This is a genomic window from Acrocarpospora phusangensis, from assembly GCF_016862995.1.
Lineage (GTDB): Bacteria > Actinomycetota > Actinomycetes > Streptosporangiales > Streptosporangiaceae > Acrocarpospora > Acrocarpospora phusangensis.
The window spans coordinates 23313-36451 of sequence record NZ_BOOA01000020.1; the positions used below are offsets into that span (position 1 = coordinate 23313).

General features: G+C 69.1%; 13 protein-coding genes. 11 read left to right on the forward strand and 2 right to left on the reverse strand.

Annotated features, from left to right (window positions below; all coding sequences use genetic code 11):
• The first annotated feature begins 743 nt into the window (after positions 1 to 743).
• The 10 genes from Aph01nite_RS14220 (at position 744) to Aph01nite_RS14265 (ending at position 10572) form a co-directional block, all read left to right on the forward strand.
• Complete coding sequence (locus tag Aph01nite_RS14220; RefSeq protein WP_204041335.1) at positions 744 to 1121, forward strand: site-specific integrase; 378 nt, start codon at positions 744 to 746, stop codon at positions 1119 to 1121.
• Between the two features lie 262 nt (positions 1122 to 1383).
• Positions 1384 to 1881 carry a DUF6461 domain-containing protein gene (locus Aph01nite_RS14225; RefSeq protein WP_275419230.1) on the forward strand — a complete coding sequence of 166 codons (498 nt, stop codon included), beginning with the start codon at positions 1384 to 1386 and terminating at the stop codon, positions 1879 to 1881.
• A 455-nt stretch (positions 1882 to 2336) separates the two neighbouring features.
• The gene (locus tag Aph01nite_RS14230) at positions 2337 to 3083 is read left to right on the forward strand and encodes a hypothetical protein (RefSeq protein ID WP_239161675.1); all 747 of its coding nucleotides are present in this window, start codon (positions 2337 to 2339) and stop codon (positions 3081 to 3083) included.
• A gap of 74 nt (positions 3084 to 3157) precedes the next feature.
• Positions 3158 to 3955: a glycosyltransferase family 2 protein gene (locus Aph01nite_RS14235; RefSeq protein WP_204041337.1), complete on the forward strand. Its 798-nt coding sequence runs from the start codon at positions 3158 to 3160 to the stop codon at positions 3953 to 3955.
• Positions 3955 to 5175, forward strand: coding sequence for a 2-phospho-L-lactate transferase CofD family protein (locus Aph01nite_RS14240; protein ID WP_204041338.1), 1221 nt, complete (start codon positions 3955 to 3957; stop codon positions 5173 to 5175). The genes Aph01nite_RS14235 and Aph01nite_RS14240 overlap by 1 nt, the downstream gene beginning before the upstream one ends.
• A complete protein-coding gene (locus Aph01nite_RS14245) occupies positions 5172 to 5840 on the forward strand; it encodes an HAD family hydrolase (protein ID WP_239161676.1) in 669 nt (222 codons plus the stop codon). The genes Aph01nite_RS14240 and Aph01nite_RS14245 overlap by 4 nt, the downstream gene beginning before the upstream one ends.
• Positions 5833 to 6612 (forward strand): NTP transferase domain-containing protein, encoded by a 780-nt coding sequence (locus Aph01nite_RS14250; RefSeq protein WP_239161677.1) that lies wholly within the window; start codon positions 5833 to 5835, stop codon positions 6610 to 6612. The genes Aph01nite_RS14245 and Aph01nite_RS14250 overlap by 8 nt, the downstream gene beginning before the upstream one ends.
• A complete protein-coding gene (locus Aph01nite_RS14255; protein WP_204041340.1) occupies positions 6600 to 7922 on the forward strand; it encodes a glycosyltransferase family 4 protein in 1323 nt (440 codons plus the stop codon). Before Aph01nite_RS14250 ends, Aph01nite_RS14255 begins: the two co-directional genes overlap by 13 nt.
• 149 nt (positions 7923 to 8071) lie before the next feature.
• On the forward strand, positions 8072 to 9286 hold the full coding sequence (locus Aph01nite_RS14260) for a lipopolysaccharide biosynthesis protein (RefSeq protein WP_239161678.1): 1215 nt from the start codon (positions 8072 to 8074) through the stop codon (positions 9284 to 9286).
• Positions 9286 to 10572 carry a glycosyltransferase family 4 protein gene (locus Aph01nite_RS14265; RefSeq protein ID WP_204041342.1) on the forward strand — a complete coding sequence of 429 codons (1287 nt, stop codon included), beginning with the start codon at positions 9286 to 9288 and terminating at the stop codon, positions 10570 to 10572. Before Aph01nite_RS14260 ends, Aph01nite_RS14265 begins: the two co-directional genes overlap by 1 nt.
• A gap of 139 nt (positions 10573 to 10711) precedes the next feature.
• On the opposite strand, the gene Aph01nite_RS14270 is transcribed toward Aph01nite_RS14265, so the two are convergent.
• Together Aph01nite_RS14270 and Aph01nite_RS14275 are read right to left on the reverse strand one after the other, a co-directional pair.
• Positions 10712 to 10966: a type II toxin-antitoxin system VapC family toxin gene (locus tag Aph01nite_RS14270; protein ID WP_239161679.1), complete on the reverse strand. Its 255-nt coding sequence runs from the start codon at positions 10964 to 10966 to the stop codon at positions 10712 to 10714.
• On the reverse strand, positions 10963 to 11271 hold the full coding sequence (locus Aph01nite_RS14275; RefSeq protein ID WP_204041343.1) for a hypothetical protein: 309 nt from the start codon (positions 11269 to 11271) through the stop codon (positions 10963 to 10965). The genes Aph01nite_RS14270 and Aph01nite_RS14275 overlap by 4 nt, the downstream gene beginning before the upstream one ends.
• A gap of 186 nt (positions 11272 to 11457) precedes the next feature.
• Here Aph01nite_RS14275 and Aph01nite_RS14280 point away from each other — a divergent pair, with 186 nt between their 5' ends.
• The gene (locus Aph01nite_RS14280; protein WP_204041344.1) at positions 11458 to 13128 is read left to right on the forward strand and encodes an ABC transporter substrate-binding protein; all 1671 of its coding nucleotides are present in this window, start codon (positions 11458 to 11460) and stop codon (positions 13126 to 13128) included.
• The last annotated feature ends 11 nt before the right edge of the window (positions 13129 to 13139 follow it).

The following is a 13139-nucleotide window of genomic DNA, read 5'->3' on the forward strand; positions in this document are numbered from 1 at the left end:
GCGGTGCCGACTTGCGCTTCGAACGTCACGTCTTCGCGAACTCCGCAGGACTCCTGCTAATCAACCAGCCCCACCCAGAGCGGCGGAAATCGCCTCGAACACGATCGCCGCCCTGATCAGGAACCATCGGCGATCACCGGATCGTCGTTCCTCTTTTGGGGGAGGTGATGGCGATGGGTGAGAAGCCATCCGGTGGTCTACAAGCGGTGCGGTTGCACCGGTCGGAGCGGGCGATGCCAGCGGCTGGTCGTTGATGGACATGGCTCGTGGTATTTCGCGGTGCAGTTGCAAGGTCTGTCGGGGCGGCGGGAACGTGTCCGGCGAGGAGGTTACGCAAGCGCGGGCGAGGTCGAGCAGGCCGGGCAGCAGCTGATCGCGGCTGAACAGGGCGGTCCGACCGGTGTGGGGTGCACAACAGCGCAGTGGTTGCGGTATTGGCTGGCGACCGACCAGGGGAATCCGGCCGAGGACGCGTCAGGGGTATGCGGATCACGTGCGACTGCACCTGGTCCCGGCGCTGGGGCGGATCAGGCTGTCGGAGCTGTCCTTGCGCGATGTCCGGCGCATGTTCACGGCGTTGGCCGGGTGCCGAAACCGGTACGGCAGGCCATTGGCGGCGGCGTCGCTGGAGCGGATCCGTGCCACGCTGCGGGTGGCGCTGAACGAGGCCGTCCGGGAAGGACTGATCGACAGCAATCCCGCCCGCTGTGAGGTTGCCGGCTGCGCCATGTCCGAGGGCGCAGGTGTGGACCGACCGGCGGATAGCGGCGTGGAAGGCCACCGGAGAGGGGCCCACGGCGGCGGTCTGGACGATCTCGCAGCTGGTGGCCTTCGTGGACGACGTCCGCGAGGACTCCCTGTTCCCGCTGTGGTGGCTGGCTGCGCTGCGCGGGCTGTGCCGGGGCGAACTGGCCGGTCTGCGCTGGGTGGACCTCAGCCTGAAGACCGCCGAACTCGCCATGGCCCAGCAGTTGGTGCACGTCGGTGGGAAGCTGATGCCGTTCCCGCCCAAGAGCGCGGTCGGCAGGCGCACGGTGGCGCTGGTTCCGCAGACGGTCCGGCTCCTGCGCCGTCATGAGCATGATCGGCGGGCCGAGATGACTCGTCGCGGCCAGGCGTGAGACGACATGGGAGACATGGGATACGTCTTCACCCGTCAGGACGGCGGCCGCGGTGGCGCCGGACTACCTGACCTACCGGTTCCATAGGCGTGCGGCTGCACGAACTGCGGCACGGCGCCGTGACGATGGCGCTGGCCGCGCATGTGGATCTGCCGGTGGTGCAGGGCCAGATCGGGCGCGCCAGCATCGTGCTGACCGCCGACACCTACACCTCGGTGCTGCCGGAACTGGACCACCAGGCCGCAGAGATGGTCGAGCAGTGGTGGCGTCTCTATACGACAGGCGGGTCCCGCTTGTCGCCGTGGTCGTCATCGGTGACTGGACGCCGGCCATCGACAACCGCTACATCGGGGTCGGCGAGAAGATCGTCGAGCGGTTGTCGGAGGGCGCTCGTGTCGTCTCGCACTTCCTGCCGGAGGGTAAGGCACTCCACGACTTCCGTTGGTTCGAAGGCGGGCAGGAGCAGATCAGCTTCTGTCCCCAGGAAGGCTTCATGATCGGTGACAGGCACGCCGAACCCGACCACATGCCGGCCGCATTCGCTGAGATCGTAGGCCGCTCCGACGCCCGATTTCCGGGCGTGTGGAACATCAACGAGGGGCCGGTGTTCGTCTGGGCCGAGGAACTGACCGGCATCAAGCTGACTCCGGAGTTACGCGGCGACCTCTCGTTCCTCGGCGGCTTGGCTTACATGATCACGAGGTTCGTGCTTGCGAAGACCCGTTCCCGGCGGCTCATCAACGAATACGAGGCTGCATAGATCGCCGATTTGTAAGTTTCATCGGCAGGTCGCGCGCCATTAAGACGTCCATCGCATTCTCCGGGCGTGTTCGGGATCCGGGACTCATGACGGTTCGCATTCCTTCGTATGTCGCTGAACTGCGAAAACATGAACTTCGGTAGTCGGGATCGCCCTTCTGGCGTAGCCTTCGGAAGGCCGCCCGCGAAGGACTCACCTCTTCCGTACCGCGGGAACCCGGCGCGGGACTCGCCTAATTGGCCGGCCCGATATTACGATAGCGCGCGCCGGTTATTCGCGAAATGCAATTGTCGCTCCCCTGAAATTTATCTTCGCGAAAATATCTTTTCGCATGCTCCGCAGCGATGATGCCGCGGGCGTGAATTCCCCCTTGGACATGACTCCGCAGCGTCATCCGAGGTGCCACGTCGTAGGGGCGCACCAGGGTGACGACACCGGAAGAGAGGCGCTGAGCCATGACAGCAGGCAGTGAGATCACGCCTTCGCCGACCCGTCCGACCGGCGGGGGATCGGCCGGGCCCGGTTCCGGGCGCGGCGGGGGTGTCGTCCGCATAACGATGCACGCGAGGGCCCGTCATATCTGGTGGATCGCGCTTGTCACCGGTGGCGCCGGAGCCGCGTTCGTATGGCTGGCCACGCCGCACGCCAGGGAGATCGCGCAGACGTGGCAGCTCGGTGTCAAGCTGCTCGCGTTCGCCTGCCTGTGCGTCGCGATCGCGTTCTTCCCGTGGGCGTCGTCACGCCTTCACTGGCTGGTGTACGTCCCGTTCGTCTTCTTCACCGCGTATCTGCTCCCACGGATCAGCTTCTTCTACTACATGGACGCCGAGCGCGCCCAGCACGACAGCTTCTACACCCACCTGTACCTGCTGCTCTATCCCGGGATCGTGCTCACTGTCGCCGCCGCGTACCGGCTGGGCGGGGGATCCCCCGGGAACTGCCTGAAGATCGCGGTCAACGGCATCCTCATCGTGTTCTCCGGCCTCCTCGACCTCATGTGGTACTTCGTCAACCCGATCGAACTGCCCGAGGTCATCGACGCCCCGCACATCTCGGTGTTCACCGGCGGGCCGATCTCGTACGGCGCGACGATCCTGTTCGCGTTGGCGCACGTCCCGATCGTCGTCGGGGTGGCGCTGCTCCCGTTGGACCGGTGGATCGGCCGTTCGTTCGCCGTCGCGCCGACCGAACCCGCGCCATGACCGGCACCGATGCCAGGTCCGGTCCGTCGACGCCGGCCGCCCATGTCCGCGACATCACCGCGAGAGGTGCATCCATGCCGGTGTCCCGTACCGTCGCCATCTCGATCGCGGCACCCGCTTTCAACGAGGCCGCCAACATCGCGGCGGCGGTGACGGAATGGCGGGAGTACCTGGAGGCGCACCCGGCGATCGGCGCGTGGGAGATCGTGGTCTGCGATGACGGCAGCACCGACGCCACCCGCGCGATCCTGGAGGACTTGCTGGAGGGCTGCCCCGGGCTCGTCGTGGTCGGATTCCACCGCAACCGGGGAGCGGGCGCGGCCATCGCCGCCGCGATCGCCGCGACCCGGCTGGACTGGGTGGTGCTGCTGGACTCCGACGGCCAGTTCCCGATCGCCAACCTGGACTCGTTCCTCGGGCCCCTTCGGGACGGCGCCGGCAGCGCCTTCTCCGGCGCCCGGATCAGGAAGGCCGACGGCCTGGCCTACCGGTGGGGCTCGGCGGCGAGCGGCGCGGTCAGCAACGTCCTGCACGGCACCCGGTACCGCGACTTCAACTCGATCTTCAAGGTGGTGTACGGCCCGCTGTTCCGTGCGCTGCCGCTGGAGTCGGGCGGGATGAACTGCTCGACCGAGATCACGGCTCGGGTCGCCGAACTCGGCCATACCTGGGTGGAGATCCCGATCGAGCACCGGGAACGCGGCGGCGGCCGTCGCGGATGGCGGTTCTGGCGTGGGGCCTGTGACCGAGCGCTGTTCGTGGGCTACCTCGGCTATCGGCGGTGGCTGCTTCGCCGGCGCGTGCTGCGCGCTCCTGCCGTACCTGAAGAGCTCGCCGTGATCGTGCGGCCCGGTGCGCTTGAGGAGACCTGATGAGTTCGCGCCGTCTCGGCCGCGCGGCCGTGGCCCTGTTCAGCGGAGGTCGGGGCGCGGCCAGCATCGCGCGCGGGCTCCTGCGGGCCCCGGAGGTCGACCTGTCCGTAGTGATCAACGGGTACGACAACGGGCTGTCCACGGGCGCGCTGCGCCGCTACCTCCCGGGAATGCTCGGGCCTTCGGACTTCCGCAAGAACCTCCAGCTACACCTCTACGCCGACGATCCGGCGCAGGCCGCGCTGATCCAGGTCCTCGAACATCGCCTGCCGGCCGGGACCACTCGGGACGACTTGGGCGACCTCATCGGTGCTCTCGCCTCCCCGCAGTCCCCGGGGTTCGGGGCGTTCGGGGCACTGCCGCCGTGCACGCGGGCGGTGTTCGTACGGGAACTGTCCGTCCTGCTGGACAGGCTCGGCAGCCACCCCGGCCTGGACCTCGCCGACTGCGCGCTCGGCAACCTCGTGCTCGCGGGCGCGTACCTTCGACTGGGCGAGGACTTCAACGCCGCGATCCGCTGCTGCGTCCAGGCTCTCGAATCGCCGGTACGGCTCGTCAACGTGACCAACGGCGAGAACGCCTTCCTGGTCGCGCGCAAGCGGGACGGTCGGTTGCTGGCCAACGAGGCCGACATCGTCGCCCCGCAGGACGCGGTCGCCATCACCGATCTGTTCCTGGTCCGCGAGCCGATCACCCCGGAACGGCTGGTCCGGCTGGAAACGCTGCAGGTCGACCGGCTACGCCGAACCCTGGCGCGCGACGGCGCCGAGGTCACGCTCAACCCAGAGGCCGGGGATGCGATCCGGCAGGCCGATCTCGTCGTGTACGGGCCGGGGACGCCGCATTCGTCGCTGCTGCCGAGTTATCTCACCCCGGGCGTCGCGGACGCACTCGCGGAGAGCCGCGCCGTGGCCAAGGTGTTCGTCGTCAACATCCGGGACGACCACGACGTGCAGGGGCTGGGTGCCCATGCCCTGGTCGGCCACACCCTGCGCTACCTGGGCGATCCCGGCAACGAGCGGCGCACCATCACCCACGTGCTGTGCCACGGGAACGGGGTCCCCGCGGCGGGCGACACCGACCGCCATGCCTGGGCGGGGGTGCGATGGATCGTCGCCGACCTGGAGGACCCGGAATGTCCCGGCGTCCACTCAGGGTCGCGAACCCTCGCGGCCCTGGCCGGTGTCGCCAGCGATGCGGCCCTGTCGAGGACAGGGTGAGCCGGGCCGCCGCGGCGATCGTCGGGCGGCGGGTCTGGCTGTGCGACCTGGACGGCACGCTCGTCGACTCCAGCCCGGTCCATGAGGCCGCGTTCCGCGCCGCGATCACCGAGATCGCGCCCGGACTGCTCGGTTCGTTCACGTATGACGGCAACGCCGGGGCGAGTACCCGCCAGGTGGTGGCCGGTCTGGGCGCCGACCCCGCAGTCATGGACCGACTGGTCTGGCGCAAGCAGCGGCTGTATCGCGAGTACGTCGACGCGGGCAGGGTGCGTCTCTTCCCGGGGGCACGCCGGTTGCTGGAGTGCCTGACCGACCGAGGGCGTACGGCGTACCTGGTCAGCAGCGGGTCTCGGGGTTCGGTCGAGCGAGTCCTGGCTGCCTGCGGACTGGCCGGATGGTTCCGCGCGGCGCTGACCGCCGACGATGCTCCGTCGGCGAAGCCGGACCCGGGGTTCTACCTGCGGGCCTGCCAGGACTGGGCCGTCGACCCCGCCGACGCCGTCGCCGTGGAGGACTCCACGCACGGGGTGGCCTCCGCCGTCGGCGCCGGACTGCTGACCCTCCAGGTCCACACGGACGAGCCCGCCCTCGGCGCGGTGCCGGTACGGGATCTGGACGAGATCGTGTCCCTTCTCGGTACGGAGGCGAAGATCAATGGGTGACCGGGGAATCTGCGCGGTGATCCCGGCGGCCGGGCAGGGCACCCGGCTCGGCCTCGGCATTCCGAAGATCATGCTGGAGATCGCCGACGGAGTCACGGTCTGGCACCTGCTGTACCAGCGGCTCGCGCCGTGGGTCGCGCACGTCCACGTGGTGCTGTCCCCCGCGGGCGAGGCCCCGTTCCGGCGCCTCGCGGCCGCCGAGATCCGCCTGGGCGAGGTCTCGGTGAGCGTCCAGGACGAGCCGAGGGGCATGGGCGACGCCGTTTTCGCGGCCGCCCCGCGCTGGGAGGCGTACGACTCGATCGTGGTGGTCTGGGGCGACCAGGCGAACCTGTCCGGGCGGACGGTCGGCGAGGTGGTGCGCCTTCACCGGGAGGCCGCGTCCGACGACGTTCCGGGGCTCGTCGTTCCGCTGCTGCCGATGCCGGACCCATACGTCGAATACGAGCACGACCTGCCCTCCAACACTCTGCTGCGGGTGCGGATGTCCCGGGAGGGCGATGAATGCCGTCCCGGTGGGCTCAGCGACGTCGGGGTGTTCTGCTTGAGCACGTACCGGCTCCGGCAGGAGTGGACCCGGTATCTGGCCGGGGCACGCGACGGCACCGCCACCGGCGAGGTCAACTTCCTGCCGTTCCTGCCGTACCTGTCGCGGGACCGAGGGTGGCGCACCACGGTGGTGCCGGTCGCGGACCCGGACGAGGCGCGCGGCATCAACACCCCGGACGACCTGGAGTTCGCCAGGAAGGCGTACCGGCGATGCGCGAGCTGACCGCCGGCCCGGGGCGGTCGAATCGGCCGCGCCGGGTCTACGTCGTGTGTTCCGAGGTGCCGCCCGACATCGTCGGCGGGCTCGGCCGGTACGCGGAGCGGATGATGGACGCGCTCCGCGACGGCGGCGTACCGGTCGAGGTGTACGGCACCGCCCGCCGGGGCCGGCCGCCAGAGGCCGAACGCATCGGTGACGTCACCCTGCACCGGTTGCCGACGGCGGGCCGCGGCCACGCACCGGGTTCCCGGACCGCACGGGCGGTATGGCTGCTAGCCAGGAGCGCGGGGATGGTCGTGTTCAACCTGCGTGTCGCCAGCCGCATCCTGCGTACCGAGGCGGCCCGGTCCGAAGACAAGCGGTCTGACGGGAGGCCGTCCGGGGACTCCCGGTCCGAGGCGGTGGTCGCGGTACACGACTGGATGGGCTGCCTGGCTGGGATCCTGTGCCGGGTGCTGGGCCGGCTGCCGGTGGTGTTCCACGTGCACAACCGCGAACTCAGCGCGGCCCCCGCCTCGCGCCGCTCCGTGCTCGCCGTCGCACTTGACGCGCTGGAGACGGTCCAGGCCCGGCTGGCCCGCCTGATCGTGGTGCCGAGCGCCGCCATGCGCGACGACCTGGCGGCTCGTGGCTGGCCGGCCGACCGGCTGCGGGTGGTGGCGCATGGGTTCGAGGAGCCCGAACTGCTCCGGCTGGCCATCCTGTCCGGCGACGAGCGGGAACGGCTTCGTATGGCGATCCGCCGCCGCTACCTGCCCGGCGGCGACGGACGGCTCGTCGTCTTCGCCGGGCGCCTGGCGCGGCACAAAGGTGTGCACACGCTGATCCGAGCGGTGCCGTGGATTGTCAAGGAGCACGACACCCGGATCGTGCTCCTTGGCGCGCAGCTCCCGCAGACAGATGACGACGCGGACATCGCGCGGACGATCGACGAGACGGGCGTGGCCGGACATGTGGTCGCGGGCTACCGCTTCGTGGACTCGGCCGAGGTGTTCGCGCACTTCCTGGCGGCCGACGTCTGCGTGTTCCCGTCCCAGTACGAGCCGTTCGGGCTGGTCGCGGTCGAGGCGATGGCGCTGGGCCGGCCGGTGGTGGTCGGTCCCGGCTACTCACCGGAGGTCGTTGGCGACGGGGCGCTCCGCCTCACCGTGGACGACCCGGAGGAGCTGGCCGCCGCGCTGTCGTACTGCCTTGGAGACCGCCTGGCCGCCGACCGGCTCGCCGCTCGCGGCGCGGCTTACGTATGGGAGCGGTACAGCTGGGCCCGTACGGCCGAGAGCACCCTGGCGCTCTACGCCGAGGCGCCCCGGTGACGTCCACAGGCCCGGCGGGCCAGGCGAGCCGACGGACGGGGGAGCAGGAAGGCGTTCCTGGCGGAGTGCCGCTCGACCTCCGAAGCCGGGTAAGGGGACGGGTCGCGGGGTTGCGCGCCGCACACGGCTGGGTCGTGGGGCCGACAGTGGTGAACGCCGTCGCCAGCGGCGTGTCGGCGACGACCACGCTAGTGGTGGCCTGGGGGGTCAGCGCCGCCGAGTTCGGCCGGTTCACCCTGGTCCTGTCGATCGCGTTGATCGTCACCGTCGGCATGCTGATGAGCCTGCACTTCGTCATGTACCAGGAGTTGCCGCGGAGCGAGCCGCGGGACCGTCCGGCTCTGGTGACGACGGCGCTGCTGTCCACGCTGGTGCTGGGGGCGGGCGTGGCCGTCGCCGGTCTGCTGGCCGCCCCGGTGCTGACCGCGCTGCTGGGCGTCGATCTGCGCACGCTCTGCTTCGCGCTGGCTCTCGCCCTGTCGATGACGGTGAACCAGCTCACCGATAGCTTCCTGCGCGGTCTGGAGAAGTACGCGCTGACCGCCAGGCTGAAGATCGCGGTCGCCGTCGTGTACCTGGGCGTGTCGGCCTACTGCCTGCTCGTTCTCGGGATTAGGGACATCGAGTTCTACCTGCTGGCCTTGATCGGCACGAACGTGCTCTTCGCTGTCGTGTCCGCGGTCGGCTACCGGGTCGTCCCACGGCTCTGGTCGCCCGCTTTGATCCGCTCGCTGTACCGGCACGGGGGGTACCTGACCGTTCTCGCCGTCCTCGGCTCGTTGCTGTTCGGAGTCGATTTGATCTTCCTCAACCACTGGGCCGTCCAGTCCGACATCGGGGTGTACTCCCTCTACAACAACTTCCCCAAGCGACTGCTCGGCGTGGTGTTCGCCGACGGCATCGGCCTGGTGCTGATGCCCATGCTGGCGATCATGGACAGAGGCACGGCACTGCGGCGGATCGGGCGGCTGTCCCCGGCGGTCTTCCTGGCCACAGCGGGCTTCTCGTTCACGGCGAGCATGCTGTTCTTCCTGCTGCTCCGCGGCGAATACCCGTACTCGTTCGGCCTGATGTCGCTGTCGGCCCTGGGGATCGGTGTGCACACCGTCTTCAACCTCTACTCGGCCGCGCTGTTGATGGGCGGAGTACGGGGCGCCAAGGTGCTCATCGTCGCCGAGTTGGTCGCGACCCCCGTGGTACTCGCCTGCCAGGCGGTGCTGATCGCCTGGCAGGGCCTGATCGGCGGGCTGGTGGCGTTCGCACTGTCCAACCTCGTCCTCGTCGCCGTCGTGGTGGTCGTCTCCACTCGGGCCTATCGGCCGGAGCCGGTGGCGGGCGGCACGCGTACCCGGGAGATCCCATGATGAAGATCGCCCATATCGTCAACCAGTTCCCGCCGAACATCACCGCCGGACTTGGCCGCTACGTCGAGAGGATCATTCCTCTGATGGCCGGTCCGCTCCGGTTGAGCGTGTTCACGCTCAACGACGGTCGTCTGCCCGTGCACGAGGAGACCGGCGGCGTCACCGTGTACCGGCCGCTCGGCCGGGTGCTGGGCGGGATCAGTCGCCGCCGACGGCTCAACCGCACCCGCAGGGTCGACTTCGTCCTGCTCGTGCTGAACGTCGTGACGAGCAATTGGCGATACGTTCTGCGGCTGTGGTCCGCCGGGCGGGACGGGCGGCCCGACCTGGTCGCCGTACACGACTCGACGAACTTCCTGGCCGGGCTGCTCTGCCACTACCTGCTGCGACTGCCGGTCGTCCTCCACCTGCACACCACCGAGTACGGCGTCGACCGGCCGCGCGGTGCGCTCAGTGGGCTGAGCCCGTTCCCCGTCATCGAACGGTGGCTGGCCCGGATCGCCCAGCGCGTCGTGGTTTGCACCCCGGAGGTACGGGACCGGCTCGCCGCCGCAGGCTGGGACCGGCAGACGATCGAGGTGGTGTGCCTGGGCGGCACGTTCGAGCGGCTGCCGGCCGAGGGCGGCCTGGACCGGGACGAACTCCGCGCCGATGCCGCTGACCTGCGGGCCCGGCTCGGCATCGCGGCCGCAGACCCGGTGCTGCTGTTCGTTGGCCGGATAGAACGGCAGAAGGGCGTCTACGAACTGCTGGAAGCGATGCGGACGATCGTCGATGCGGTTCCCGGGACGACGCTGGTGATCGTGGGCGAGGGTGACGAGGCCGGCGTCCGGCGGATCGTGGCCGACACGGGGCTGGCCGGGCGGGTGCGCACCTCCGGCGGGTGGGTCGAGCGCCCTGCGCTGCTGCGGTACTACGAGATGGCCGACATCTGCGTCTTCCCCTCGCTGTTCGAGCCGTTCGGCCTGGTGGCGACCGAGGCGATGGCCATGGCCCGGCCGACGATCCTCGGCCACGGGTTCTCCCGGATCTTCCTCGGCGACCCGGCCAGGCCCGCCGTCCGGTTCATACGCGGGTCCGATTCCGATGACATCGCCCGTACCGTGATCGAGCTCATGGCCGATCCGGCGGCGCGCGGCGCGCTCGCCGAGCGCGGGGAGCGGTTCGTCCGGGACCGGCTGAGCTGGGCCCGCGCCGCCGATGAGACGCTCGCGGTGTACCGGGCCGTCCTTGCGGCGCAGCGCTCCGCTCCTGGGGAGTGTGGACATCGCCGGAACCCGCACTGATCTCCGCGCTGCGCAAGGTGTCCGCCGAGGCGATCACGAGCGGTCCATTCCATAGAAGAGATCAGAACGGAGCCGCTGTGGAGAAGCCTCGACGCCGCCGTGACGGCTTGGGCGACCCTTGACTCTCCGCCCAGCCGCTTCAGGGGCGGCGGGGTACGCCCAGCGCAATCCTGGCTTGATTGGGTGTTACCGGTTCGATGATGAGGCCCATCTCGTCAACGAGTGTGTCGAAGGCGTTGCGCATGGCCTCACCACGGTTGTCCGCCACGATGGCCGCTTCGACGTAGTTGACAGCCGAGATGCGACACACGGCGGCGGCGATGGCGTGGGCGAATGGGCTCGCCTCGGGCTCACCATTGATGACAGCGATGATGGCGCTGGAATCGATGATCACGCGGGAAGGCCGGTTTCCGGGTCGTACAGGTCTTCAACGGAGAGCCGGTCCTGACCCAGATGGGATCGCATGCCGGCGGCGATGCTCAGGATACGCTCGGCTCTGTCGGCGGCTTCGGAGCGGCGTTCCAGCGCCACCTGCGGCACGCCCTGCGCGAGTAGGAACGCTTCTACAACCGGCACTGAGCCCATCAAGCTCACGCCCAGGCCGCCCCGCTGCTTCCCGTCCCGGATCCGATCATTGATCCAGAGCGAATCGCGAGCTCGGCCGTACACCGTCGAGACCGGCTCGGCGGACTCCTCCACGGGTACTTACATGCCGCTTGAACTGCACGGATGGGATTTTCGGCAGGCTCGGGGTTCGCGATCGTCTTCGACAGCTGTTGTCCGCCACCGCGCTGTTCGCGGAGCCCTGTGTTGGGTTTGAAAATCATTACCATTACCATGTTCACAAACAACCCCTTTTGGTACGTTCAGGAACATAGGTGCACCTTGCCGCAAGATGAGGAAATCTCCCCCCAAAAGTCCCGCCGCGTCTGGCTGGCCGCTGTGGCCGCCGTCGCGGTCGTCGCGGTTGTCGCCGGTGTGGCGACCTGGCGGGGGCAGTCCGGTGACGACGCATCGTCCCAGGATCAGCCGCGAAACCGCGGCACCGAACTCGTCGTCGCGGTCGGTGACGTCGCCGGCGGCGAGTTCGACCCGCTGAAGGGCTGGGGCTCCCGGCCCGCGCAGATCCGGCTCATCCACAGCTCCCTGCTCGCGGTCGACAAGAACATCGACTTCGTGGGCGACCTCGCGTCGGACTACTCCGTCAGCGACGACGCCCTGACCTGGAGCTTCACCCTCCGCGACAACGCCCGCTGGTCCAACGGCGAGCCGGTCACCGCGCAGGACGTCATCTTCACCTACGAAACGCTGAAGAAGGACGGCACCCGCTTCGACCTGACCTTTCTGGACCGGATGGAGGCCCGCGACGGCTCCCACGTCGACTTCCATCTGAAGGAGCCGCGCTCCACCTTCGTCAGCCAGCTCTCCGACATCCCGATCCTGCCGGCCAAGCACTACGGCACGGACTACTCCGCCAACCCGATCGGCTCCGGCCCGTACGTCGTCGCCGACTACCAGGTGGGGCAGCAGCTCATCCTGGAGGCCAACCCGAACTGGTACGGCCAGAAGCCGCAGTTCACCAAGCTTACCTTCCTCTTCCTGGGCGAGGACGCGGCGCTCGCCGCCGCCCGCGCCGGGACCGTCGACATCGCGTACGCCCCGCCGGCCTTCGCCGGCCAGCGCATCAACGGTATGACCCTGCAGAGCTTCGAGACCGTCGACTCCCGGGCGCTGACACTGCCCACGCTGCCCGCCGGCGGCAGGGGCAAGATCCGGACGAACGACGTCGCCGTCGGCAACGACGTGACGGCCGACCCGGCGATCAGGAAGGCCCTCAACATCGGTCTCGACCGTGACCAGATCGCCCAGATCGTGCTCCAGGGCCACGGCCGGCCCGCCTACAGCCTCGTCGACGGCCTTCCCTGGTTCAACGAGCAGGTCGCGTTCGAGGACGGCCGGACCGAGGACGCCAAGCGCGTACTCGCCGACGCGGGGTGGCGCGACGCGGACGGCGACGGCACCGTGGAGAAGGACGGGCGCAAGGCCGAGTTCACCCTCCTCTACCCGTCGGACGACCAGCTCCGCAGCGACCTCGCGCTGGCGGTGGCCGAGCAGGCGCGCGGTCTCGGCATCGCCGTCACGACCAAGGGCAGCACCTGGGACGGCATCTACCTCGACGGCAAGGCCAACGCCGTGACCTGGGGCGGCGGCCGCCACCACCCGCACCAGATCTACGAGATGTACTCGTCGAAGGTCATCGACACCGGCTACAACAACATGCCGCAGTACACCAATCCCACGGTCGACGGCTACCTCGACCAGGCGCTGTCGGCGACCACCCAGGACAAGGCGAACGAGTTCTGGAAGAAGGCGCAGTGGGACGGCCAGACCGGATTCGCCGGCGAGAACGGCGACGCCTCCATCATCTGGCTGCTGCGGCTCGACCACCTCTACTTCGTGCGTGACGGGCTGAACCTCGGCGAGCAGCCGATCCAGGGCCACGGGCACGAGTGGGCGCTGTTCAACACCCTCGTCCAGTGGCACTGGACAAGCTGATCACCCGGTGA